This window comes from Streptomyces sp. NPDC087845 (assembly GCF_044742755.1).
Lineage (GTDB): Bacteria > Actinomycetota > Actinomycetes > Streptomycetales > Streptomycetaceae > Streptomyces.
Window position 1 is genome coordinate 522,371 of record NZ_JBIUVC010000004.1, and the last position, 23,490, is coordinate 545,860.

Annotated in this window: 21 protein-coding genes; 4 read left to right on the plus strand and 17 right to left on the minus strand. The window is 70.6% G+C overall.

Going from position 1 to position 23,490, the window contains the following annotated elements; all coding sequences use genetic code 11:
- The first annotated feature begins 78 nt into the window (after window positions 1–78).
- Together ACIOMQ_RS14285 and ACIOMQ_RS14290 are read left to right on the plus strand one after the other, a co-directional pair.
- Window positions 79–1,080, plus strand: coding sequence for a DUF2156 domain-containing protein (locus ACIOMQ_RS14285; RefSeq protein WP_362206800.1), 1,002 nt, complete (start codon window positions 79–81; stop codon window positions 1,078–1,080).
- Between the two features lie 112 nt (window positions 1,081–1,192).
- On the plus strand, window positions 1,193–1,360 hold the full coding sequence (locus tag ACIOMQ_RS14290) for an ABC transporter ATP-binding protein (RefSeq protein WP_362206799.1): 168 nt from the start codon (window positions 1,193–1,195) through the stop codon (window positions 1,358–1,360).
- Window positions 1,361–1,455: 95 nt separating this feature from the next.
- Here ACIOMQ_RS14290 and ACIOMQ_RS14295 read toward each other — a convergent pair whose 3' ends face one another.
- From ACIOMQ_RS14295 to ACIOMQ_RS14355, 13 genes are all read right to left on the minus strand, one after another.
- Window positions 1,456–2,577, minus strand: coding sequence for an FkbM family methyltransferase (locus ACIOMQ_RS14295; protein WP_401264229.1), 1,122 nt, complete (start codon window positions 2,575–2,577; stop codon window positions 1,456–1,458).
- Window positions 2,578–2,651: 74 nt separating this feature from the next.
- The gene (locus tag ACIOMQ_RS14300; RefSeq protein WP_362206797.1) at window positions 2,652–3,455 is read right to left on the minus strand and encodes an AfsR/SARP family transcriptional regulator; all 804 of its coding nucleotides are present in this window, start codon (window positions 3,453–3,455) and stop codon (window positions 2,652–2,654) included.
- 340 nt (window positions 3,456–3,795) lie between these two features.
- Entirely contained in the window at window positions 3,796–4,845 is a 1,050-nt protein-coding gene (locus ACIOMQ_RS14305; RefSeq protein WP_362206796.1) for an acyl-CoA desaturase, read from the minus strand.
- A gap of 51 nt (window positions 4,846–4,896) precedes the next feature.
- Window positions 4,897–6,141, minus strand: a complete 1,245-nt coding sequence (locus ACIOMQ_RS14310; protein ID WP_362206795.1) for a beta-ketoacyl-[acyl-carrier-protein] synthase family protein — start codon at window positions 6,139–6,141, stop codon at window positions 4,897–4,899.
- A complete protein-coding gene (locus tag ACIOMQ_RS14315; protein ID WP_362206794.1) occupies window positions 6,138–6,377 on the minus strand; it encodes a phosphopantetheine-binding protein in 240 nt (79 codons plus the stop codon). The genes ACIOMQ_RS14310 and ACIOMQ_RS14315 overlap by 4 nt, the downstream gene beginning before the upstream one ends.
- A gap of 68 nt (window positions 6,378–6,445) precedes the next feature.
- Complete coding sequence (locus tag ACIOMQ_RS14320) at window positions 6,446–7,477, minus strand: beta-ketoacyl-ACP synthase III (protein ID WP_362206793.1); 1,032 nt, start codon at window positions 7,475–7,477, stop codon at window positions 6,446–6,448.
- A complete protein-coding gene (locus ACIOMQ_RS14325; protein ID WP_362206792.1) occupies window positions 7,474–8,430 on the minus strand; it encodes a VlmB-like protein in 957 nt (318 codons plus the stop codon). Before ACIOMQ_RS14325 ends, ACIOMQ_RS14320 begins: the two co-directional genes overlap by 4 nt.
- Entirely contained in the window at window positions 8,427–8,963 is a 537-nt protein-coding gene (locus ACIOMQ_RS14330; RefSeq protein WP_362206791.1) for a flavin reductase family protein, read from the minus strand. Before ACIOMQ_RS14330 ends, ACIOMQ_RS14325 begins: the two co-directional genes overlap by 4 nt.
- On the minus strand, window positions 8,960–9,457 hold the full coding sequence (locus ACIOMQ_RS14335) for a hypothetical protein (protein WP_401937977.1): 498 nt from the start codon (window positions 9,455–9,457) through the stop codon (window positions 8,960–8,962). Before ACIOMQ_RS14335 ends, ACIOMQ_RS14330 begins: the two co-directional genes overlap by 4 nt.
- Complete coding sequence (locus ACIOMQ_RS14340; protein ID WP_362206789.1) at window positions 9,457–9,981, minus strand: SRPBCC family protein; 525 nt, start codon at window positions 9,979–9,981, stop codon at window positions 9,457–9,459. Before ACIOMQ_RS14340 ends, ACIOMQ_RS14335 begins: the two co-directional genes overlap by 1 nt.
- 50 nt (window positions 9,982–10,031) lie before the next feature.
- Window positions 10,032–11,300 (minus strand): aminotransferase class III-fold pyridoxal phosphate-dependent enzyme, encoded by a 1,269-nt coding sequence (locus ACIOMQ_RS14345; protein ID WP_362206788.1) that lies wholly within the window; start codon window positions 11,298–11,300, stop codon window positions 10,032–10,034.
- 17 nt (window positions 11,301–11,317) lie between these two features.
- Window positions 11,318–12,457: an acyl-CoA dehydrogenase family protein gene (locus tag ACIOMQ_RS14350; RefSeq protein WP_362206787.1), complete on the minus strand. Its 1,140-nt coding sequence runs from the start codon at window positions 12,455–12,457 to the stop codon at window positions 11,318–11,320.
- Window positions 12,457–14,049 carry an aldehyde dehydrogenase gene (locus tag ACIOMQ_RS14355; protein WP_362206786.1) on the minus strand — a complete coding sequence of 531 codons (1,593 nt, stop codon included), beginning with the start codon at window positions 14,047–14,049 and terminating at the stop codon, window positions 12,457–12,459. Before ACIOMQ_RS14355 ends, ACIOMQ_RS14350 begins: the two co-directional genes overlap by 1 nt.
- 585 nt (window positions 14,050–14,634) lie before the next feature.
- On the opposite strand from ACIOMQ_RS14355, the gene ACIOMQ_RS14360 reads away from it, so the two are divergent.
- Window positions 14,635–15,522 carry a helix-turn-helix transcriptional regulator gene (locus tag ACIOMQ_RS14360; protein ID WP_362206785.1) on the plus strand — a complete coding sequence of 296 codons (888 nt, stop codon included), beginning with the start codon at window positions 14,635–14,637 and terminating at the stop codon, window positions 15,520–15,522.
- A gap of 43 nt (window positions 15,523–15,565) precedes the next feature.
- Here ACIOMQ_RS14360 and ACIOMQ_RS14365 read toward each other — a convergent pair whose 3' ends face one another.
- Window positions 15,566–17,026 (minus strand): MFS transporter, encoded by a 1,461-nt coding sequence (locus ACIOMQ_RS14365; protein ID WP_362206784.1) that lies wholly within the window; start codon window positions 17,024–17,026, stop codon window positions 15,566–15,568.
- Between the two features lie 172 nt (window positions 17,027–17,198).
- Between ACIOMQ_RS14365 and ACIOMQ_RS14370 the strand changes: the two genes are divergently transcribed.
- Window positions 17,199–17,981: a thioesterase II family protein gene (locus ACIOMQ_RS14370; protein ID WP_402189073.1), complete on the plus strand. Its 783-nt coding sequence runs from the start codon at window positions 17,199–17,201 to the stop codon at window positions 17,979–17,981.
- Window positions 17,982–18,201: 220 nt separating this feature from the next.
- Here the strand turns inward: ACIOMQ_RS14370 and ACIOMQ_RS14375 are convergent, their stop codons facing one another.
- The 3 genes from ACIOMQ_RS14375 to ACIOMQ_RS14385 form a co-directional block, all read right to left on the minus strand.
- Window positions 18,202–19,770: a long-chain-fatty-acid--CoA ligase gene (locus tag ACIOMQ_RS14375; RefSeq protein ID WP_362206782.1), complete on the minus strand. Its 1,569-nt coding sequence runs from the start codon at window positions 19,768–19,770 to the stop codon at window positions 18,202–18,204.
- Window positions 19,771–19,837: 67 nt separating this feature from the next.
- Entirely contained in the window at window positions 19,838–23,005 is a 3,168-nt protein-coding gene (locus ACIOMQ_RS14380; RefSeq protein ID WP_362206781.1) for a beta-ketoacyl synthase N-terminal-like domain-containing protein, read from the minus strand.
- Between the two features lie 5 nt (window positions 23,006–23,010).
- Window positions 23,011–23,487 (minus strand): acyl carrier protein, encoded by a 477-nt coding sequence (locus ACIOMQ_RS14385; protein ID WP_401937983.1) that lies wholly within the window; start codon window positions 23,485–23,487, stop codon window positions 23,011–23,013.
- Between the last annotated feature and the right edge of the window lie 3 nt (window positions 23,488–23,490).

Below are 23,490 nucleotides of genomic sequence, written 5' to 3' on the forward strand. Positions count from 1 at the left end.
AGCAGGGCCGGATCTGTCTGATTTCCCGCTGCGCGGCGGCAGACCGCATTACCCGTCTAATCTCGTGGGGCGTGCAGGATGACATCCAGTGTCACGGCAGACAGCATCGACTTCGACAACACGCTCCGCGCGGTCGCGGAGTTCGGCGACAATCCCAGCGGATTCCTGGCCCTCAGCAGCGGTAATTCCCGCTTCTCACTGCCGGGGCTGCCCGGAGTGATCGTGTACCGGACCTCCGGACCGTATCTGGTCCAGTTCGGGGGCCCCTTCTCTCCCCCGGACGCCGCAGGCCGGCTGCTGAAGGGCTTCCTGGAGTTCGCCGCCGCCCAGGAGCGCCAGGTCGTGTCGGTCCAGCTCCAGCGGGCGGAGACCGGGCTGTACGCCGAACACGGCTTCACCGTGAACCAGGTGGGCGCCTCGTACGCCATCGACCTGGCCGAATTCAGCCTGCGCGGCACGCGCTTCATGCAGCTGCGGAACAAGATCGCCCGCTCGTTCCGGGCCGGGCTCACCGTGACGGAGAGCCCGCTGGCGGAGTGCGCCGAGGCGGTGGCGGAGGTCGACCGCGCCTGGCTGGGCAGCAAGGGCGAACACGCCAAGCCGCTGGAGTTCCTGGTGGGTGAGCTGGGCGGCGAGGCGCAGTCGCTGCGCCGGCTCTTCGTGGGCCGGATCGACGGCAAGCCCGTCGGATACATCTCCTACTCCCCCGCCCACGGCAGTCGCAGCGGCTGGCTGCACGATCTCAGCCGCCGCCTTCCGGACAAGGTGCCGGGCATCATGGAGGCCATCAACAGGACGGCCATCGACACCTTCACGGCCGAGGGCGCGGACTGGCTGCACTTCGGCTTCACGCCGTTCACCGGGCTGGACGCGGAGTGCGAAGTGCCGGGCGCCAGCCGGGGGTTCGCCTGGTTCATGCGGTGGCTGCTGGCCAACGGCGCCGCCGTGTACCCGGCTCAGACCCAGCTGGCGTACAAGCAGAAGTGGGCACCGCTGGTGCTCCCGGAGTACGTGGCCTTCCAGGGCGAGGCCCGGCTGAGCGGGCTCCTCCACATCTTCAAGGCCGCCAACGCCATTTGAGGAAGCCTCGCGGCCGTACGACCTCGACCGACCTGATCCGACCTGATCCGACCTGACCTGATCGGACCTGATCCGATCCGACCTGATCCGATCCGAGACCCGGGAGCTTGCCATGGGACCGACACCGGAGCAGTTGGAGGCCGCCGAAGGCCAGCTGCTGAACACGTTCTTCGGCCTGGCCGGCGAACCGGACAGCGATGCCGCCGCCGCGGCGGCGGACCGCGCGCTGGCGGAACTGGACGCCCTGCTGGCCACCGCGCCCGAGGAGGCGTCCGCCTGACGCCACCCCCGCACACGGCAGAAGACCCCCGGGCCCGAGGGCCCGGGGGTCTTCTGCCGTGTGCGGTCGCCGGTCCGGTCGTCCGGCCCGGTCGCTCAGTCCCGCGGGGGCAGGCTGTCGACCAGCACGACCTCGTCCGGAAGGCGTCCGGCGGGTCGGCGTTCGGCCAGCCAGCCGGCGATGGCCAGGGGGTCGAGGCGCGGCTTGCCGGACTCGGCGGAGGCCACCACCGGGCGGGGGTCGTCCGCGTATTCGGGGCGCACCGCCTGCACGGCGTACCGGCCGGTGCCGCGCAGCAGGTCCTCCTCGGCCACGGTGGCCCGGAAGCCGTTCGCGGTCAGCAGGTCCTTCACGAGCTGCACCCGGCCCTCGGTAGGGGTGCCCTTCTCGTCGTGGACCTCCATGCTGATCTGCTGGATCAGGGACCAGTGGCGCTCCTCGACGCCCCGCAGGACGTCCAGCTCGGCCCGCTGCACATCGATCTTCAGCAGATCGATGCGCGCCACCGCGGTCTCCTCGATCACCTCGGACAGCGACCGCAGCCGGCAGTGCCGCTCGGTGAGTTCGAAGTCCTTGGCGACCAGCGCCTCCACCTGGGCCAGATGGTCGTCCCGGCCCGTGGCACCGGTCTCCCGGGTGTTCGCGACGTACTGCTTGATCAGGTCGACCTCGTTGTCCAGGTCCGCGTAGTCGCTGCGGCACGACATGATCGAGATGCCCGGGTAGAAGTTGAAGACGATGTCCTGGTCCCGGTCGGACAGCCCGAAGGGAAGCAGCCGCGCGGCCACGCCGTGCCGCTCGACATTGCTGCGCAGCACGTCGAAGACATCGGGCACCGGCTCGAACGCGAATACGTCGGCGGAGGGGCAGCGGGCACCGACGAAGAGGCTGAACATTCCGATATTCGCACCCACGTCGAAGACGACGGCGTCCTCGCGCAGAGTGATGCCGCCCTGCAAGTAGGACTCGGCGGAGAATATCTCGTCGTAGAGAAAGCGCGTCTCGTGCGGATTGATCTCGGCGAGTTCACTCAGCGGCCCGGTGGGCGAGAGATCATTCGCGTGGTCCCAGCCCTGGACGCGCGCAGTGAGCCGGCCCCCGGCCGTGCGCTCCAGCTGTGCACGGGCGACGCCCGGGTACCGCAGAATCAGGTCGCGCACCTCGTCGAGTTCCGTCTTCGGCGCATCCGGCGCAGGGGACCGGTCGGGCTTCGTCACGAGAAATTCCTCCGTCATCGACAATCTGTTTCCGGGGTACGTGGAAGGGGAAACGGTGCGCCGGGACCGCGGGGTCAGGAAGCGACCGCGGACGCGACCGCGGAACCGAGCGGGTTTCGTGCCACCATGAGCCGTTCGGCGCCGCCGAGCGCCGGGTCCTGGTTGAGGATCGCCATCATGCAGTTCTTGACGCTCGGCGAGGGCTCCATTCCGAACTCCTCGACCAGGCGGCTGCGCAGTTGGTTGTAGGTCTGTATGGCTTCGGCCTGACGGCCGAGGCGGTAGAGGCACACCATGAGCAGCTCGAACAGCCGCTCCCGCCAGGGCGCGAGGTAGGCGAGCATCTTCAACTCGCTGACGGCCTGCGCGTATCCGTCGATCGCGATGTCGAGCTGTATCCGCGTCTCGACGGCCGAGAGCCGGTTCTCCTCGAACTGCGCGGCGGCGCTCTGGCAGATCGGGCCACCGGTGACCCCCTCCAGCGGCGCACCGTGCCAGAGCGACAGGGCCCGGTCGAACAGCTCCCTCGCGGCCGCCGGATCGCTCCGTATCAGCGCACGGGCCTGCTTCGTCAAGGATCCGAAGAGATGCACGTCCACTTCGAGCGGATCGATGTCGAGGACGTAGCTGGAGGGACGGGTGATCAGCCTCCGGCAGACGAACTCGTCACCGAGCTCCGCGCGGAGCACCTTTCGCAGCCGGGCCACCTGGGCCTGTAACGCGTTTCCGGGCTGGCTGGGTATTCCCTCCTCCCACAACTCCTCGAAGAACTGTTCCTTGGTGACCGGCTCCCCCGCCTTCAGGAGCAGCAGCGCGAGCAGTGTGCACTGCCGCGCACCCCGTAAGGCGGTCAGACCGTTCCCGTTCGTTATTCCCACTGAGCCAAGAACCCTGAATGTCACGAATCCCCCCGCGTCCAATCGTCCGTTGACCGTCGGGAAGGGCCGCCACTCGTTGGATGTTTATCGAGTATGCCCCTCGCTCAGCCAACTGTGCAGTAGGGCATTTGGCAAAGTCCATTACCCACCCAGTAATTGACGACTCACCGGGCGCGTGATAAAACCCATTCTCAGCGGGGTGTGCAAAAAAATAGCCAAGAATGCCTCGGGCCGGTCGGTGCGGCTGAGGGCCCACGTACCATCCGGCACGCGGGCCCGGCGGCAACCCGGTGCCGCGCGGCGCCGGACCGTCCGGCGGCGGCGGACCCGGCCGTGACACTCACGCAGCCTGCGGTTCCGTGCCGTTGCGGGCCTCGTCGCTGACCTTCCCGAGGAAGCGGGCCACCTCGCGGTACGAGGCCCAGGCGGACACCTCCCAGTACGGAAGGGAGTGCTCCGCGCAGTAGTCGATGACCAACGGCCGTACATACCGCAGATTGACCCGGGGCATGGCGGGGAAGAGATGATGCTCGATCTGGTAGTTCAGCCCCCCGTACAGGAAGTCGGTCAGCCGGCTGGACCGGATGTTGCGTGACGTCAGTACCTGGCGGTGGAGCCAGTCGAGCTGGACATCGCTGCGGTAGACCACCATGCCCTTGTGGTTCGGGGCGAAGACGGCACCCAGGTACAGGCCGAACACCGCCTGGTTGACGAGCACGAACACCACACCGGTCAGCGGTGACAGCACGGTGAACACGGCGGTCAGACAGACCACGGCGTGCACCCCGATCAGCCCGAGTTCCAGGACGGGGCGGCGCAGCCCGCCCGCCCGCGCCGCCTTGAAGCCGGACGCGTGCAGCCGCCAGGCCTCCTGCCCCAGCAGCACGAAGAACATCACCGACTGGAAGCGGATGACGAACCGCCGGAAGCCGCTCGTCGCCTTCGCCGGCAGCTCGTCCACGTCGAAGATGACCTGGCGGCGCATCGTGTCCGGGTCGCGGTCGAGGTTGTTGGGGTTGCTGTGGTGCCTGTTGTGGTGGTTGATCCACCAGCCGTACGCGGTGCCCATCAGCAGGTTCATGTGGAAGGCACCCAGGATCTCGGAGGGCACCTTGGCCTTGCTGATCTGCTTGTGGCCCGTGTCGTGCGCGATGAAGCCGGTCTGGACGAAGGCCAGTCCCAGCGCGACCGCGGTCACCAGCTGCCACCAGGTGTCCCCGAACCAGAACAGGGCCGCCCAGCAGGCCCCGAACAGCACGAGGTTGGAGATTATCTTGAAGGTGAAGTAGTCCTTCCGGGGTTCCATCAGCCCGGCCTGCTTGACCAGTTCGGACAGCTCCTCGAAGGAGCCTGTCGGCGAGATGGCCAGAGAGTCCTGTCGGGCGGGCATGAGCGTTCTCCTTCATGTCGAGCCGAATTGCCGGGCCGGATGGCGTCGTGGTCAGGCCGCGGTGAACACGAGTACGGCGTTCTGCCCCCCGAATCCGAAGGAGTTGCTCAGGGCGACTCCGATCGGCAGGGCCCGGGGCGCCTTCGCCACGATGTCGACCTCGATGGCGGGGTCGACGCTGTCGAGGTTCGCGGTGGGTGGCACGGTCCCCTGCTCCAGCGCGAGGACGGTGAGCGCCGCTTCGATGGCTCCGGCGGCGCCGAGCGAGTGCCCGGTCACGCCCTTGGACGACGTCACCGCGGGACGTGAGCCGAGGACCCGTTTCAGTACCCGGGCCTCGGTGAGGTCGTTGAGCGGGGTCGAGGTGCCGTGCGCGTTCACATGGCCGACCTCGTCCGGGCCCACTCCCGCGTCACGCAGCGCGGCGCGGATGGCACGTTCGGCGCCGCGCCCCTCCGGGTCGGGGGCGGTGGCGTGATGGGCGTCGGCCGACGCCCCGTACCCGCTCAGCCGGGCCCGTACCCGGGCGCCGCGGGCGCGGGCGTCGGCCTCACGCTCCAGCACCAGCACCCCCGCGCCCTCCGCCGCGACGAATCCGTCCCGGTCGGTGTCGAAGGGGCGGGAGGCCGCGGCCGGATCGTCGCGCCGCTTGGAGAGCGCGCCCATCCGGGCGAAGCCGGTCAGCACCGTCGGGGTCAGGCTCGCCTCGGTGCCTCCCGTGATCACCACGTCGCACGTACCGGAGCGCAGCAGGTCCCGGGCCGTGCCGATGGCCGTGGCGCCCGAGGCGCACGCCGTGGCGGTGACGAGGTTGGGCCCGAGGGCGCCGAACTCCATGGCCACGTAACCGGACACCATGTTGACCGCCGACATCGGCACCAGCATCGGTGAGACGGCCGCCGCTCCCTGCCGGTCGAGGGTGCGGACCTGCTGCTCGAAGGTGGCGGTGCCGCCGAGGGCGTTGCCGAGGACGACGCCGACCCGGGCACCGTCCCAGCCGGCGGGGTCGAGTCCGCTCTCGTGGACGGCCTCCGCCGCGGCGATCAGGGCCAGTTGTACGTACCGGTCGAGCCGCCAGGCCCGCCGCTTGCCGAAGTGGGCCACCGGGTCGAAGTCCGCGGCGCGGCAGCTGAAGTCGACCGGCAGGCCCGCCAGCCCGGGATCGGGGGCGGCGGTCGGTCCGGCGTCCAGGACGCGCGTCCAGTTCTCCGCCACGCCGATGCCCGCGGGGGTCGCCAGGCCGAGACCGGTGACCGCGATGTCACGGGCCCCGGCGCTGTCGCGGCCGGAGATCACAGCACCGCGCTCTTGCTGTCGATCAGCGCGATCAGGTCCTTGACCGACGACTCCGCGCCGACCTCCTCGTCGTCGATCTGGATGTTGAACTCACCACCGGCGACCAGGGCGAATTCGACCAGGGCCAGGGAGTCCAGGTCGAGATCGCGCATCGTGGTGTCCTCGGTGACCTCCTCCGGCTCGACTCCGAACCGGCTGACGAGGACCTCGGTGATCCGGTCGAGAACGCTGGGCATCTCTGTCTCCTTAACGGTGTACGCACACAGGTGGGACGGGATGGGGCTGAGCGGATGTGGTCGTGCGGTCAGACGGCGTCCAGCTGCGGCCAGCGCAGCGTGGTGGAGCCCCAGGCGAGGCCGCCTCCGAAGGAGGTGAGCACCACCGAGTGGCCTTCGCGCAGGGTGCCGTCGGCCACCGAGTCGGCCAGCAGTAGCGGGACCGACGCCGCGGCGGTGTTGCCGACCCGGTCGATGTTGGACAGGGCCCGGTCCCTGGGCAGCCCGATCTGTTCGGTCAGGGCGTCCAGAATGCGGGAGTTGGCCTGGTGGGCGGCGAGCCGGTCGATGTCCCCGACGGTCCAGCCGGCCCGTTCGACGGCCTTGTGGACGGAGCCGGTCATCCGCAGCACGGCCTGCCGGAACACCTGCTTGCCCTGCATGGCGAAGTAGTGGTCGCGGGGCCCGGCCGGTACGCCGCTGCCCCGCTGGCGCGAGCCGCCGCCCGGCACCTCGATCAGATCGGAGAGGTGCCCGTCGGTGCCCAGGTCGAATCCGCCGAGCGCCCCGGGCTCCTCCGGCTCGCCGCGGCGCAGTACGACGGCTCCGGCGCCGTCCCCGAAGATCGGGCCGGTGGCGCGGTCCTCGGGATCGAGCAGCGTCGAGTAGGTGTCCGCGCCGATCACCAGGACGTCGTCCGCCGTGCCGGAGGCGATCAGACCGGCACCGGTCGCCAGCGCGTAGACGAATCCGGCGCAGACGGCCCCGATGTCGAAGGCCGGTACGCCGTCCAGGCCGAGCCGCGCGGCCACCTCGGGGGCGGTCGCCGGGCAGGGGCGGTCCGGGGTGGTGGTGGCGAGGACCACCGCGCCGACGGAGTCCAGCTGCGCCGACTTCAGGGCCCTGGCCCCGGCCTCGACGGCGAGCGAACCGGTGGACATGCCGGGCTCGATCACATGGCGCTGCCGGATGCCGGTACGGGTGCGGATCCACTCGTCCGAGGTGTCGAGCCGGGCGACGAGTTCCTCGTTGGTCACCACCCGGGGCGGCAGCCAGCCGCCGAGCCCGCACAGCACCGCGGTCGGGCCGGCCGGCCGCCCGGCCCCGGCCGGGCCCGTCATATGAGGGCCTCTTCCAGCCCCATGTACTTCAGGCGCTTGGCCTTCATGTCGTCGGACCACTTGTCGGCGGTGTCCTGGCGCTCCTGCGGGGTGGTGTCGATCAGCCGGCGGCCCGGCCAGATCTCGTAGTCGCCCACCACGTCACCGTGGCGGCGCAGCCCCTCCTGGAACCGCTCCTCGCGCCAGTGCACCATGTCGTGGGTGGGGAGCTCCTCCCACATGTCCATGCCGCGGCGGATCAGCTCCACGACCCGGTCCTTGTCCTGCGGGTGGTCGATCAGATGGCGGCGCGCGATGTCCGCCCCGACCGTCAGATGGCGGATCTCGTCGATGCCCGCGCCCTTGTCGATCTCCGCGGCCGCCGGGTCGAGCGGCCGCCACTTGCGCTCGCTCAGTTCGGCCGCGGGGGCGAGGGCGCCCTCCAGGATGATGGTCATCATCACCACGCCGCCGACGAAGTCCCGGTCGTCGCGCATGATTTCCAGGCTGCGCTGCTCCAGCGGCCCCAGCACGCTGTCCTTGTACGGGGAGGCGAAGGTGTCGACCGCCTCGACCAGCCGCTCGGGGGCGACACCGAGTGCCAGCAGGTGGTTGCGGAAGACCATGGCGTGCCGGCACTCGTCCAGCACCTGGGTGGCGTAGAACTCCATGGTGTCGTTGTCCGGCGCGATCGGGACCAGGTACGACAGCACCCGGGTGGCCTTCTCCTCGGCCAGGGCCCGGAAGGCGTACTCCTGGGTGATGGCCTCGTAGAACGGCCCCTCCAGCATGTGCGGGGCCACGGTGAGGGCGGGGTCGTGCCCGTCGGGGCGGCCGCGCAGGGTGCCCTGCGGCACGGCCTGCAGCCAGTAGCGGAGGTTGCAGTCCGCCGCGGTGAGCTCCAGGTCCATGGCTCCTTCGAGGAGCCCGGGGGCCTTGTCCCAGTCCGCCTCGGCGGGAATCGGCGTGGTCATGTGGTTTCCTCCTCGATCCGGATGTGACCGGGGTGAAGATGCCCGGCGAAGTACAGCAGTGGAGCCCGGTCGCTCTCGGCCGCGCAGGCCGTCACGGTGGCCAGCACCACCATGTGGTCCCCGGCCGGGACGCGTTCGTGGACCCGGCAGTGCAGCCAGCTGAGGGCGGACCGCAGCCGGGGCACACCGTCCTCGCCCGGTGTCCACTGCACCCCCTGGAACTGGGCGCGCCCCGGACTCCGGGAGCGGCTGGCGAAGTGCCGGGCCAGCGCGGCCTGGTGGGCGGCGAGCACATTGACGGTGAAGACGCCCTGCTGCGTGATGCGCGGGAGCAGTGAGCTGTCGTTCTGCAGGCAGATGGAGATCAGCGGCGGTTCGTGGGAGACGAAGGAGAACGCGCTGACGGTGCTGCCGTGCACCGCGTCCCCGCTGCCCACGGTCACCACCGACACTCCGGTGGGGAACCTCCGGGCGGCGCTCCACACCGTGGTCTCGACGACCGGCCGCCGCGCCGTGCCGATCGGCGAGGTCATGAGGTGGCGGACTGATGGGCGGGGGCCGGGGCGGCTGCCGGGTTCCGTCCGGCCCCCGGCTCCACGGCCGCTTCCAGCGCGGCGAACTCCGGGTGGACGACCGGCTCGAAGCTGAGGCCGAACGGCTTCAGGAAGTTGCCGAACAGGGCCCGGTCCCCGCACAGGTGGATGGGGAGGGCGAGCAGTGCCCACTCGTTGCCGATCAGCAGGATCCACAGCAGCGCGACGGCGCCCTGGGTCGCCATGCTGTGCATGGTGTTGTACAGCACGTAGTACGTCTTCGGGATCCGCTTGGTCTTGCTGCGGTGGAAGGCGATGGCGCCGGGGATGTAGCCGATCAGGTCGATGTAGACGAAGAGCAGGGCGAAGGCCCACCAGCGGATGTCGCCCAGGTGCTGGAAGAAGAAGTAGAAGCTGACGCCGAGGGCGAAGAGGTATTCGAGCCGGATCAGCCGGTAGGTGGTCTTGGTGTCGAAGCGGTTGAGCGCATCCATCAGGCACCTCCTGGGGCGGAGAGCGAGGGGGCCGGCTCCGGACCGGAGCCGGGCAGGTCGGTGAGCGCCTCGCCGCCCTCCAGCACCGTGATGGAGCCGAAGAGCCCTTCGAGTACGGAGCAGATGGCCCGCTTGATCACGCGCTCGGCGATGGGGTCCATGATTCCGACGAGGCTCTCGATGCCGAAGTCGTAGGTGACCTCGAAGCGGACCTCGATGCCGGAGCCGGCCGGGGTCAGCTGCCAGCTGCCCCGGAACTCCTCGAAGTCGCCGTCGGTCTGGTCGAATTCGATCCTCAGCCGCTCCGGATCGAGGGTCTCCGCCTCGTTCCAGCGCATGATTCCGCGCCGGAAGTTCACCTCCCAGTCGCTGTCGCGCGGCGCGTCCGGGGTGGCGGGCGGATGGGTCTCCACGACGTGGATGTCCTCCGCGATGTCCGCGAAGCGGGTGAAGTCCGCGATGGTCCCGAAGGCCGCCGAGGGGTTCTCGGCGTCCAGGGCCACCAGGAGATGAATGCTTCTCACGGTGATACCGCTCCAGTTTTCGGGGGGGGGTCGGTCTGACGGTCCGGGGGTCAGGCGAGGACGGCGAGGGCGGCCTTCTCGAAGGCGTCGAGGAGGAACTGCACGTCGTCCTGGCTCAGCACCGCCGGTGGCGTCAGCCGCATGACGGTGGAGGAGTTCAGCGAGTGGTTGGCGAGGACACCGGCGCCGATCAGTTCCAGGAGCAGGTCGCCCGCCAGTCCCGGCACGGTGAACTCCAGGCCGATGAGCAGGCCCGCTCCGCGCACCTCCAGCAGCCGGTGGCCCAGCACCCGGCGGGCGATCCGCTCCAGCTCGGTCAGCAGCAGCTGCCCCAGCTCGGCGGACCGCTCCACCAGGGAGTCCTCCTTGATGGCGGCGAGCGCGCCGCGGGCCGCGGCCATCGCCAGCGGGTTGCCGGAGAAGGTCGAGGTGTGGATGAACGGGTCCTTGTCGAAGGGCCGGAACACCTGGGGGGTCGCCACCAGCGCGGAGACCGGCACCACACCGCCGGCCAGTCCCTTGCCCACCAGGAGGATGTCCGGCACCACGCCCTCCCGGTCGGCGCCCCACCAGGTGCCGAGGCGGCCGAGCCCGGTCTGGATCTCGTCGAGCACGAACAGCGCGTCGTACTCGCGGCAGAGCCGTGCGATGTCCCGCAGGTAGCCCTCGGGCGGCACGATCACACCGGCCTCGCCCTGCACCGGCTCGACGATGACGCAGCCCTCTCCGGGGTGGCGCGCCAGTTCGGCCTCCAGGGCGGCCGCGTCGCCGTACGGGACGTGCGAGACCTGGGGCAGCAGCGGCCGGAACGGCTCCTGGAAGACGTCCTTCGCGGTGAGGCTGAGGGCGCCCATGGTCTTGCCGTGGTAGCCGAGGTTCATGGAGATCAGGTGGGTGCGGCCCTGGGCGCGCGCCAGCTTGATGGCGCCTTCCACGGCCTCCGCGCCGGAGCCCGCGAAGTGCACCTTCTGCAGTCCGGCGGGGACGACGTCGATCAGCGCCTCGGCCGCGTCGACGACGGCGGGTTCGAGGAGCAGCCGGGTGGCGACCGGGTTGGTGTTGAGCTGCCGGGTCACCTCGGCGACGACCCGGGGGTGCCGGGCGCCCATCAGGAAGACCCCGTAGCCGCCGCAGTTGAGGATGCGGCTCCCGGAGGCGGTGTGGATCCAGGGGCCCTCGGCGGCGACCTCCACATCGCCGCCGAACATCTCGCCGAGCGAGGCCCGGCCCTTGCTCAGGTAGCGGCGGTAGCGGGTGACGAGGTCGGCGTACGGGTCCGTGGCGGGCGCCGGTGCGGTGCCGGTGTGCGTGGTGGTCATCGTGGTCGCTCCCGTTGTCATGCCACAACCAGCGGCTGGCCCGCGTAGTAGTCGAGGAGGCCGTCGACGGTGCTGGTGCGCGACGGCGGGTGGAAGGCGATCGCGTGGGTCGCCGCGGCGAGGTACGCGATCTCGGAGGAGGAGATGAAGGCCATGCCGCCGAGCATCTCCACGGCCTGTGCGGTGATCTCGGCGATCAGCTTCTGCACGCCGAACCGGGTGACCAGGGCGGCCGCGAGCCCGTCGTTGTCGGTGTCGCCGTCCATGACGCGCCGGGCCAGTCCCTCGGTGAGCGCGGCCGCGGTCTCGATGCCGACGGCGAGCGCGCCGCGGTCGGAGCCGGAGCCGCGTCCGCGTTGCAGCACCCGCTCGACCAGGGAGCTGGCCATGCCGGTGTACGCCGCGCACACGATCATCTGGAACCAGATCAGCCCGACCTCCTGGAGCTCGCTGAGCTCCTCGGCCAGTTCGGCGGGCGGCTGAAGGATCTGTCGGTCGGTCACGAACACGTCGTTCAGGCGTACTTCGTTGCTCTCGGTGCCCAGCAGCGCGCTGGTCTTCCAGAAGGGGTGCACGCTGATGCCGGGGGTGTCGGCGGGCAGGATCAGGAAGCCCATGTCGACCGAGCCGTCCGGCCGGCGCATTCCGACGCTCGCGGTGATCAGGTCCATGGACTTCGACAGGCTGCACGGCTTCTTGGAGCCGGTCAGCAGATACCCGCCGTCCACCGGCCGGGCCTCCATGGTGGGGCTGAGGATGCCCTGTTCGGTGCGGCCCTCGGCGAAGGCCGAGGCCACCAGCAGGCGTTCCTGGGAGACCCGCTTCAGCAGCAGGTCGTCGAGGTCGGTGCCGTCCGCGAAGGTTTCGGCGACGCCGAAGAGCGTGCCGATCGAGAAGTGGTGCATGGCGGTCGCCACGGCGAGCGAGGGGGCCGCGGCGCCCAGGGCGCGCACCACCCGGGCCGCCTGCAGCGCGGTGGCGTCCGCCCCGCCGAACGCGGCGGGCACCAGCAGGTTGGACCCTCCGTGGTCGCGGAAGATTCCCACGGCGGGGCTGTTGTCGGACTCCAGCTCGGCGAAGGGGACTTCGGCCAGCCGGTCCAGCAGGCCGGGCAGCAGTGCCTCACAGGATTCGCGGTCGGCTTGCATGAACTGCATTACTGCTCCTCAGAGTTGTGTTCCGGAGTGACGTCCGCCAGCGGCCCCGGGCGGGCGCCGGCGAGCTCGGCGTATGCCCCGAACACCGCCTCGCGCGGCCGTACCCCCGTGGCGCGCGAGACGCCCTGCAGATGGGTGGTGCGCAGCATCGGGTAGTTGGCCTCGCCGAAGACGCCGCCGGTGCGTCCGGTGCCGCCGTGCGTCGGCAGATAGGGCAGGAAGCCGATGTGCGAGTCGTTGACCTTGAGCAGGCCGCCGTTGGACACCTCGGCCACGAAGCGGTCGGCGACCGCTTCGTCCCCGGTCCACAGCGAGTTGCGGAGCCCGTAGGGGTTGCTGTTGACGTAGGCGAGCATCCGGTCGAGCAGTTCGTCGTCGTCGGCGGCCTCGGGCACGATGACCGGCAGCAGCGGGAAGAACGTTTCCTCGGCGACCGCCTCGATGTCCCGGCAGTGGTCGAGGCCGTCCACCCGCAGGATGGTCGGTTCGAGGAAGAGGCCGGTGTCGGAGGGCGTTCCGTCGGTCTCCATCCGCCGGGCGCCGTGGACCAGGGTGGCGCCCTTGTCCAGCGCGTCCTGGACGTAGGCGTAGAAGCGCTCGCTGCGCAGGACCGGGGAGAGCAGCGCGCCGGGGTCCTCGGGCAGTCCCGGGCGGATCAGCGACGCGGTCAGCCGCAGCCGTTCCAGCAGCTGTTCGGCCACGGCGGGGTGCACGATCACCTGGTTGGGGACCATGCAGATCTGCCCCGAGCCGAAGAAGCACTCGACGAGGGCCTCGCAGGCGGCCTCGATGTCGGCATCGCGCCAGATCAGCACGGCGTCGTTGCCGGCGAGTTCGAGGACGGGCTTCTTTCCGTGCGCGACGCAGTTGCGCTCCAGCTCCAGGCCGGTGGCCACGCCTCCGGTGTAGAAGATGTCGTTGATGTGCGGGCTCTCCAGCCAGCTCTTGATGGCGGGCCCGGGGCGGGAGCAGAAGACGTTGAGCGTGCCGGGGGGCGCGCCGATGTCGTCGAGTGCCGGGGCCACCAGTTCACGCATCGCGTACATGACGCCGAGCGGCGCGCTGCGGGGGGCCCGCACGACGACGGCGTTGCCGGCGATCAGCGGGGTGATGCCGAACAGGGCACTGCTGGCGGGCGCGTTCTGCGGCGGGTTGACGGCGACCACACCGTCCGCCACGCGCCGTACGGTCATCCGCCGGTTGCCGTGCTCGATGCTCTGCTCCATCTGCCGGGCGCACCAGCCGAGGGTCTCGTCGCTGAAGATCTCCAGCAGTCCGGCCACCTGCCATTCGGCCAGCGCCCGCGGGTTGCCTTCGGCGATGAGCAGATCGACGAACTCCAGGTGGCGTTCCAGGAGCCGTTCGCGGATTCCCCGGCCCAGCAGCAGGCGCTGTTCCAGCGGAAACCGCGCCCATACCGGAGCCGCCTCGGCCGCTTTGCGGGATGCCTCCTCGACCGTTTCGTCGTCGGCCAGCGCGCAGCGTCCCACGACAAAGTCCGCCGCGTCCGCGGGATCGGCTTTACCACGCTCAAGTTTCCGTTTGAGTGTCAGGCTCTTGAAGACGTCGTCAAGAATGGATGACGTCTTCACCGTGTAGACGTGTCTTCCTGCTGGCACCTCATGTCCGGCGATATACGAGTCGTAGCTGAGGAACACGGGTCGGGACGGTCGCGAACCACTCGTGGCGACTTGTCCGAAGGTCCCGGTGGGAGATTCCACGATTCGATGTCTTCCTTCCGAGGTGCTGGGCGTTCGACACTGCGGAGACAAAAGCTGCGGATACACGGAAGTGGCCGGAAGTTGCGCGACTCGGCACGTCGGCGATTCTGGCAGGGGGCACTGATACGGCCCTGACGGTCGACTGACCCACCCGAATGCCGGGCGGGCGCGCGGCATCGTGGGCCGGACCGGGAGCCCAAGATCGGAAACAGGAAGCCCAAGATCGGAAAGCCGGGGGCCGGCAGGACCGCGACCGGCAGGCCCGGGACCAGGAAATCCGGAATTCAATAGTCCGGATCCTTGTCGCCGAACTCCGTTTATTTACGTGGAGGTCAGCAACACGACAGACGGCGGACAAACAGCCCCTGCCGCCACAGGCGAATCATTCCGGCCAAAGTTTATTACAGCTCACGGCCGGGCCCGGAACGGCGAAGTCGACCTGCTTACGATGGGTAAATGCGCGGACACACGATGCCCAGCGGTCACACGAAGCCCCATCGAATCGGCCCCTTGCTCCGGGAGTGGCGCCACCGGCGCAATCTGAGCCAATTGGCGCTCGCCCTGCTGGCCGAGACGTCCAGCCGCCATCTGAGCTTCATAGAGACCGGGCGGGCCAGGCCCAGTCGCGAACTGCTCCTGAGACTCTGCGACCAGTTGGACGTGCCCGTACGCCAGCGCAACCGCCTGATGATGGCCGCCGGTTACGCGCCGGCCTATGAGGAGACACCGATCGGCGAGTCGCACATGGGCCGGGCCAATGAGGCCGTCGAACGGCTCCTCACCGGCCATGAGCCGTATCCCGCCCTGGTCTTCGACACCGTCTCGGACCTGTTCCGGGCCAACCGGTCGGCGATGGCGCTGCTGGACGGTGTGGCCGAGGAGCTGCTGCTGGCGCCGGTCAACGTCGTGCGGCTCGGGCTGCATCCGCAGGGCATGGCGCGGCGGATCACCAACTTCTCCGAATGGCGCCGGAATCTGCTCTCCCGGCTGCACCGCGATGCCGCGTTCACCGACGACGAGCGGCTCCACCGCCTGTACGAGGAGGTCTGCGCCTACCGGTACCCGCCGGGCCTGCTGGAGACGGAACCGATCTCCCCGGACTTCTCGGACATCCACCAGGTCGCGATGCCGCTGCACATCCGTGCGCTCGGGACCGAGCTGAGATTCTTCAGTGCCGTGACCACTTTCGTGGCGCCCGTCGACATCACGCTGGCCGAGCTGACCATCGAGACGTTCTACCCGGCCGATACGCACACCGCGGGCACGCTCCACTCCCACCACTGGAACAACCACCTGCGCGCCGCGGTGCCGGAGGGCTCCCCGCTGCTGCCGACCGCCCGTTGAGCGCGCACACCCGCCGCCGGATCGCGGGTGCGCGCGGACGGGCTCAGGCGGTTTCCCCGGCGGCCTTCTTCGGCAGCAGTTGAACGGCGACGACGAGGAGCAGCGCGAGGGCGGTCAGATACACCAGCCCCGCGTCCAGCCCGTCCGCCGCGCTCGCCGGGGCGGCACCGGTCCTGCCGTAGTAGATGATGCCGATGAGTGCGACCCCCAGCGCGTTGCCCACCTGCATCATCGTGGTCAGGACGCCGGAGGCGGCACCGGCCAGACGGGGCGGAATACCCGCCAGGACCGTCGAGTTGAGCGGTGCCATCACCATCCCCATCCCCGCTCCGTCGAGCAGCAGGGCCGGCGCGAGCAGCCAGATGTTCCCCTCGACCCCGATGCGGGAGACCGTGAGGAAGAGCAGCAGCTGGCCGACCGCGATCAGCACCCCGCCCAGGGCCAGAGCCTGCCGTCCCAGCCACGCCCCGAGCCGCCGCCCGGAGACGGACGTGACGAAGAACCCGGCGCCCATGACGGTGAAGGTGAGACCGGAGTCCAGCGCGTCGAGCCCGCGGCCCTGCTGGAGGTACAGCGCGAGGACGAGGAAGAACGAGGCCATCCCCGAGTAGAAGACGATCACCGCGAACAGTCCGACGGTGAAGGCCCGCTGGCGGAAGAGTCCCGGGTCCAGCAGGGGGGAGCCGCCGTTCGACGACAGTCTCCGCTGGTGCAGCACGAACGCTCCGAGGAACGGCACGGCGAGGATCAGGCACGCCCAGGTCCAGGCCGGCCAGCCCGCCTCCCGGCCTTCGACCAGCGGCAGCACCACGGCCACCAGCCCCACGGTGACCAGCAGCATCCCGGGGATGTCGAGCCGGGTGGCGCCCTGCGCGCGTGACTCCGTGATCAGCCTGGGGGTGAGCAGCAGCGCCGCGACCCCGATCGGCACATTGATCAGGAAGCAGCTGCGCCAGCCCAGACCGGCGACATCGGCCTGGATCAGCGCCCCGCCTATCAGCTGGCCGCCGACCGAGGCCGAGGCGAGGACCAGGCCGTACGCCGTGAACGCCCGGACGCGGGAGGCACCGGTGTAGGTGACTCCGAGGATGGTCAGCACCTGCGGGGAGAGCACCGCGGCCCCGATGCCCTGGGCGACCCTGGCGAGCACCAGCACGGAGGTGTTCGGCGCGATCCCGCACAGCAGCGAGGCCGCCGTGAACAGCAGCAGCCCGATGACATAGAGACGGCGCCGGCCGAAGATGTCGCCCAGCCGCCCCGCCGTGATCAGACCGCAGGCGTACGCCAGACCGTATCCGGCCACGATCAGCTGGACCTGGGCCGTGCTCGCGCCGAGCTCGCTCTGCACCGCGGGGATCGCGACGTTCACGATGAAGAAGTCGAGGACGACCATGAAGGTGCCGGCCAGGATCACCGGCAGTGCCAGGGAGCCGGGCCGGCCGTCGGCGACCCGGCCCGGTCTCGTCGATGTGGTGTTGACGTCGGTCACAGCGTTCTTCTCCACGCTCGAACCAGTACGAATCCGCTCACCCTCCGCGCGCGGTGTCGGCGGTGTCGATTACCTGGCAGGTAATTGTCCGGGCCCCCGCCCGCTGCCTAGCGTCGAGCGGTACGGACGCGGGGCGGGACCGGTGGCAGAGTCCCCGCCCGTCGCGGCACAAGCGCGGGAGGGGCAGATGGTCCAGGAGAACGCGGGGCTCGGCGCCGATTGGTTCCACACCGGCCGGGCACGGCCCGACGCGGCGTGCCGGCTCTATGTCTTCCACCATGCGGGCGGATCGGCCGCGACGTACGCGCGCTGGGCGCAGATGCTGCCCGACGACGTGGAGGTCGCCGCGGTCCAGCTGCCCGGTCGGCAGAACCGGCGTTCCACCCCCGCGTTCACCGATCTGGACACCCTCGTCGAGGCCGTGTACGAGGCCCTGGAGGACGACCTCGACGGGCGCCGCTTCGCGTTCTTCGGGCACAGCATGGGCGCGCTGATCGCGTACCGGCTGACCCTCGCCCTGCAGAAGGACGGCGCCCCCGCTCCGGCGCTGCTCGCGGTGTCGGCGTGGGAGGGGAGCGCGCACCGGCCGAGCCCGGTCCCTGTCGCGCAACTCTCCGACGAGGAGTTCCTCGCCCGGGTCGGGGAGTTCGGAGGTCTGCCGCCGGAGGTCACCGGCAACCGCGAGCTGCTCGATCTCGTGCTCCCGACGCTGCGCGCCGATTTCACCGTGGTCAACGGCTATACGGACGACGGGGCGCGGGTCGGCTGCCCGGTCGTGGCCTACGGCGGGGCCTCGGACCCCCTCCTGGGCGGGGGCACCATGGGTGCCTGGGCCGACCGGGCGGACGCGTTCCAGGGGCTCAGCGAACTTCCGGGCGGTCACTTCTACCTCTACGAGCAGGCCATGGCACTGGCCGCGGACCTGTCGCGCCGACTGCGGCGCAGCGCGGCGGGCCCGCAACGGAGCTGACACCGGGAAGCCGGTCCGGCACCGGAAATCCGGGCTGCCTCCGAAATCCGGGGCCGGCACCGGAAACCCGGGCCGGCACCGGAGGCCGGACTGCCACCGAAACCCCGGCCGCACTGGAAACCCCGGCCGGCACCGCAGACCCCGGCTGCCACCGCAGACCCGAACCGACACCGGAAACCGGGGCTGTCATCGGCCCCGGCCCCGGTGTCGGCGCCCGGCGTCAGTGGATCTTGCTGGTCCGCCCCGCCCAGAACCGGTCCCGCAGTTCGCGGCGGAGCACCTTGCCGGTCGCATTGCGGGGCAGGCCGTCCAGGAAGTCGTACCGGACCGGGATCTTGAAGTCGGCGATCCGCCCCTTCAGGGACAGCATCAGTTCCCTCGGGGTCGCGCGCATGCCCTCGCGCAGCACCACACAGGCGTGCACCGCCTCGCCCCAGCGGGGGTGCGGGGCCCCGATGACCGCCACCTCGGCGACCGCGGGGTGCCGGCCGAGCGCCTCCTCCACCTCGCCGGGGTAGACGTTCTCCCCCGCGACGATGATCGTGTCCTTGATCCGGTCGCAGAGGTAGAGGTAGCCGTCCTCGTCGAGATAGCCGGCGTCGCCCATCCGCAGCCAGCCGTCCGTCAGGGTCTGCGCGCTGGCCTCCGGCAGGTTCCAGTAGCCGAGCATGACCGCGGGCGAGCGCACCCACACCTCGCCCATCTCACCGGTGGCGCAGGTCCTGCCGTCGGCGACGATCCGTATCTCCACCCCCGGGCAGGCCCGTCCGGCGGCGCGCAGCCGCGGGCTGCCCGGTGTGTGGTCGGGCATCGGCAGCAGGGCCACGGCGTTGCCCGTCTCGGTGGCGGCGTACGCCTGCACCAAGTCGGCCTCCAGCACGTCGAGGGAGCGGACCAGCAGCTCCTCGGCGATCGGTGAGCCGCCGTATACCGCCTTGCGCAGCGTCGCGAAGGTCTCCTTGGACGCGGCGGGCTCGGCCAGCATCATCTGGAGCATGGCGGGGGCGACGAAGGTGGTGGTGACACCCGCGTCCCTGATCAGCGCGACCGCTTCCTGGGCGACGAACATCCGCATGATCACGTTCGTCACGCCCGCGGTGAAGGCCTGCATGGACCAGGAGAGCCCGGCGATGTGCAGTCCCGGCAGCCCGATCAGATTCCTGTCGCCGGGTTTCCAGTCCACCCAGTCGAGACCGTGCTCGTCCATCGCGCGGCCCAGGGCGAAGAAGCTCCGGTGCGGCAGGACCACGCCCTTGGGCAGCCCGGTGGTACCGCTCGTGTACATCTGGGCGACGGGCTGGGCGGGATCGGGGCGGTAGCCGGTGCCGGTGTCCGGGAAGGCGGACTTCCAGTCCAGGAAGCCCGCGCCGCGCCGCCCTGCCGCGTCCATGGCGACGACGCTCTTCAGCTCCGGCAGTTCCGCCTCGATCCGCTCGGCGGTGGCCCGGTACTCCTCCTCGACGAAGAGCAGCCTGGCGCAGGAGTCCCGCAGCTGGTGCTCCACCTCGCTCTCGGTGAGCCGCCAGTTGACCGGGACCAGGACGGTGCCGCTCTTGGCGCAGGCGAAGGCGATCTCGTAGTAGTACTGCGACTCCATGCCGAGGAACGCGACCCGGTCGCCGGGGACGAGCCCGGCGGCGAGCAGGGCATGCGCCGCGCGGTTGCTCTCGCGGTCGAGCTCGGCGTACGTCACCTCGGTGCCGAGGTGGATCATGGCGATGTGATCGGGCCGGACGGCGGCGTGGTGTCCGGGGATGGCGGCAAGGGTCTCGGGCGTGGCCTCGTCCATGGTCTCTCCATCAACAGGTCCGGCTGGTCCGGAGGTCGGTACGGCCCGGCCGTGTGCGGCGCGGGGTTCAGCCCGAGGTCAGCCGCTGCTCGGCGAACTCGGCGAGGGAACGTGCGCTGGGATGGTCCATGACCTCGGACACCGTGGTCCGGCGGCCCAGGGCGGTGCCCAGCCGGCCGCTGAGCCGGGCGGCGGCCAGCGAGTCGAGGCCCAGGTCGAGGAAGTGCGCGCCGGGCTCGATCTCCGCGGGGTCGTCGAACTGCAGCTCGGAGGCCATCAGCGCGCGGATGTGTCCGGTGAGGGCGGCGAGGCGTTCGTCCTGGCCCATGGAGAGCAGCCGTCCGGTGTCCAGCTCCACCGGGTCGGTGGCGGCGGACCCGGCGGCGGACCCGGCCGGGGCACCGCCCACCGGGCCGCCCTCGGCTCCGTTCAGTGGTCCGCCCGTCGATGTCCTGGGCGAGGGGCGGCGGGGGTCGGCCGACCGGAGCCAGTACTCCTGGCGGTCGAACGCGTAGCCCGGCAGCACCACCCGGCGCATCTGCCGCTCCGCGTGGAAGCCGGTCCAGGACACCGGGTATCCGGCCGCGTACAGCTTGGCCACCGACGACAGCAGTGCCAGATCGTCCAGTTGGGCGGGGCGCAGGCTGGCCAGCCAGGTGTCGCCCGGGGCGTCGAGGTTCTCCCGGGCCAGCGAGGACAGCGTGGCGGACGGCCCGATCTCGATGAACGCGTGCCGGCCGCGCCGGGCCACGGTCCGCATGCCGGCCGCGAAGTCCACCGGTTCGGCGATGTGCCGTACCCAGTAGTCGGGCTTGGAGATGTCCCGCCACCGGGCCACCTGGCCCGTGAGGTTGGAGATCAGGGTGAACTCGGGTTCGTGGAAGGTGATCCCGTCGAAGGCCGCGCGGAACTCCTCGGTGACCGCGCCCATCAGCGGCGAGTGGAAGGCGTGCGAGACGGGCAGCCGCTTGACCCTTACCCCCCGGGCGGACAGCTCGGCGGTCGCCGCGTCCAGCGAAGCGGCACCTCCCGAAATGACGCACTGCGACGGCGCGTTGTACGCGGCCACGGCGAGGTCGTCGTACGGCGCCACCAGGGCGTCCGCCGTCTCCGCGTCGACGCCGACGGCCGCCATGCCGCCGGGCGCGGTGACCGAGTCCATCAGCCGGGCCCGGACCGCGACCAGCCGGACCGCGTCGGCCGCGGTGAAGAGCCCGGCGACGGCCGCGGCGACCACCTCGCCGATGCTGTGCCCGATGACGGCGGAGGGACGCACCCCCCAGGACAGCCAGAGCCGCGCCAGGGCGTACTCCAGGACGAACAGGGCGGGCTGGGTGTACCGGGTGCGGTGCAGCTCGTCGGAGTCCTCGGTGCGGCCGAACATCAACTCCCGGATGGAGCGGCCCAGATGCGGGGCGAACAGCGCGTCCAGCTCGTCGACGGTCCGGCGGAAGAGCGGGTGCCGCTCGTACAGGGCGAGGCCCATGCCGGGGCGCTGCGCACCCTGCCCGGTGAACAGGAAGACGGCCTTGCGGACGGCCTCCGGCCCGGCCGTCGCGGACCCGGCTGCGGCCGCCGACCGGGCGGCCCGGTCGGCGAGCAGCGCGGAGAGCCCGGCATGGTCGCGGACGACCCCGGCGATCCGGTGGTCGAAGTGGGCCCGCCCGGTGCTGCCCGTGTAGCAGATGGCGTCGACCGGCAGATCGGGGCGGTCGGCCAGCAGCCGCTGGTAGCGCTCGATCTGCAGGGCGAGCGAGCGGGCCGACTTGGCGGACAGCGTGAAGACCTGGCCCCCGGGCTCGCCCGCCTCCCCGGCCGGCGCGTCCTGCCCGGGAGCGCGGTCGTCCGCGCCGGACGGCGCCTCTTCGAGTACGGCGGAGGCCAACGTGCCCGCGAAGCCGAAGGAGTTGACCATCGCGCGCCGGGTGCCGGCCTTCCAGGGGCGGGTCTCGGTGGGGATCTCGACCGGGGAGACCTCCCAGGGGATGCGGGTCGAGGGCGTGTCGAAGTTGAGATGCGGGAAGATCTCGCCGCTGCGCAGCTGGGCAACGGCCTTGATGACGCCGCCGATCCCCGCCGCCGGTTCCATGTGCCCGATGTTGGTCTTGGCCGAGGCGACGATCACCGGGTCGTTCCTGCTGTGCGAGTCGGCGAAGACCTCGCTGATCGCGCCGATCTCGATCGGGTCCCCGAGCGGGGTTCCGGTGCCGTGCGCCTCCACGTACTGGATGTCGCCGGGCTCCAGCCGGGCGCTGCCGAGCGCTCGCCGCAGCAGGGTCTCCTGCGCGGCGCCGTTGGGCACGGTGAGCCCGGCGCTCTCGCCGTCCTGCCCGACGGCGCTGCCCCGGACGAGCGCCAGGACGGTGTCGCCGTCGCGCCGGGCGTCCGACAGCCGCTTCAGCACGATCATGCCGCAGCCCTCGGCCCGGCCGTAGCCGTCGGCGGAATCGTCGAAGGTCTTGCACCGGCCGTCGGGCGAGAGCGCGCTCAGGTCGGAGAAGAGCGCGGTGCTGCGGGGGTGGTGGATGGCGTTGACCCCGCCGGCCAGGGCGATGTCGCACTCGCGGCGGCGCAGCCCCTGGACGGCGAGGTGGAGTGCGACGAGGGAGGCGGAACAGGCGGTGTCCACGGTGATGGAGGGGCCGCGCCAGCCGAGGAAGTACGAGAGCCTGCCGCAGATGCCCGAGTGCGAGACGCCGGCCGCGATCCGGCCGTCCAGTTCGTCATCGCGGAGTTCGTCCATCTCCATCACGTAGTCGAGGGAGCTGGCCCCCACGTAGATGCCGCCGTTGCCGTGCCGCAGCGCCGTCGGGTCGATCCCGGCGTGTTCGAGGGACTCCCACGCGGTCTCCAGCACCAGCCGCTGCTGCGGGTCCAGGCAGTGCGCCTCGGCGGGGGCCGTCCTGAAGAACTTGGGGTCGAACCGTTCGAGCCCGTCGAGGAATCCGCCGCCCGTGGTCCGGATGACGCCGCGGCCCTCGCCGGACGCGAAGGCCTCGACGTCCCAGCGGTCCTTCGGGAGCGGGCCGATGGCGCTTCGCCCCTCGCGCAGGAACTCGGTGAATTCCTCCAGGGAGTTGTTCCCGCCGGGGAAGCGCAGGCCGACACCCACGATCGCGATCGGCTCGTACTTCTCCCGCAGCAGCTCCTTCAGGAGCTCGCGCTGTCTGCGGAGGTCTTCGTGGGCCTGCTTCAGGGCGCGGTCGGTGGTCGTCGCGTCGTCCGGATCTGCCATGTCTCCTACCCCTGGTAGAGGTTCTTGAGGGCTTCGTCGACCAGGTCGTCCGCCGAGGGGTCGGCGGGGCCGGTGGCAGCGGCGGGCGCGGACCCGCTCGCGGGCCCGGACACGCTCGCGGGGCGGAACAGACCGGGGAGCAGCTCGTCGCAGATGTGGTCCATCAGCTGGCCCACGGTGGGGCTGTTGAACAGCAGGCTCGCGCTGAGTTCGTGCCCGATCATCGACTCCAGGCTCTGCTTCAGATCGGTGATCGTCAGCGAGGTGAGCCCCAGGTCGAAGTAGCTTTCGTCCAGGGGGAGTTCGTCGTCGTCCTCCATGAGGAGCACGATCTTGAACTCGGCGACGACGAGGTCCTCCAACGCCTGCCGCCGCTCGGACCGGGGCAGATCGAGCAGGTCGTCCACCACTGTGGCGGCGCCCGCCGTTCCGGGCCCCGAAGGGCGTTCGTCCACCGCACTCACTGCCATCGCCTCCGCCACGTC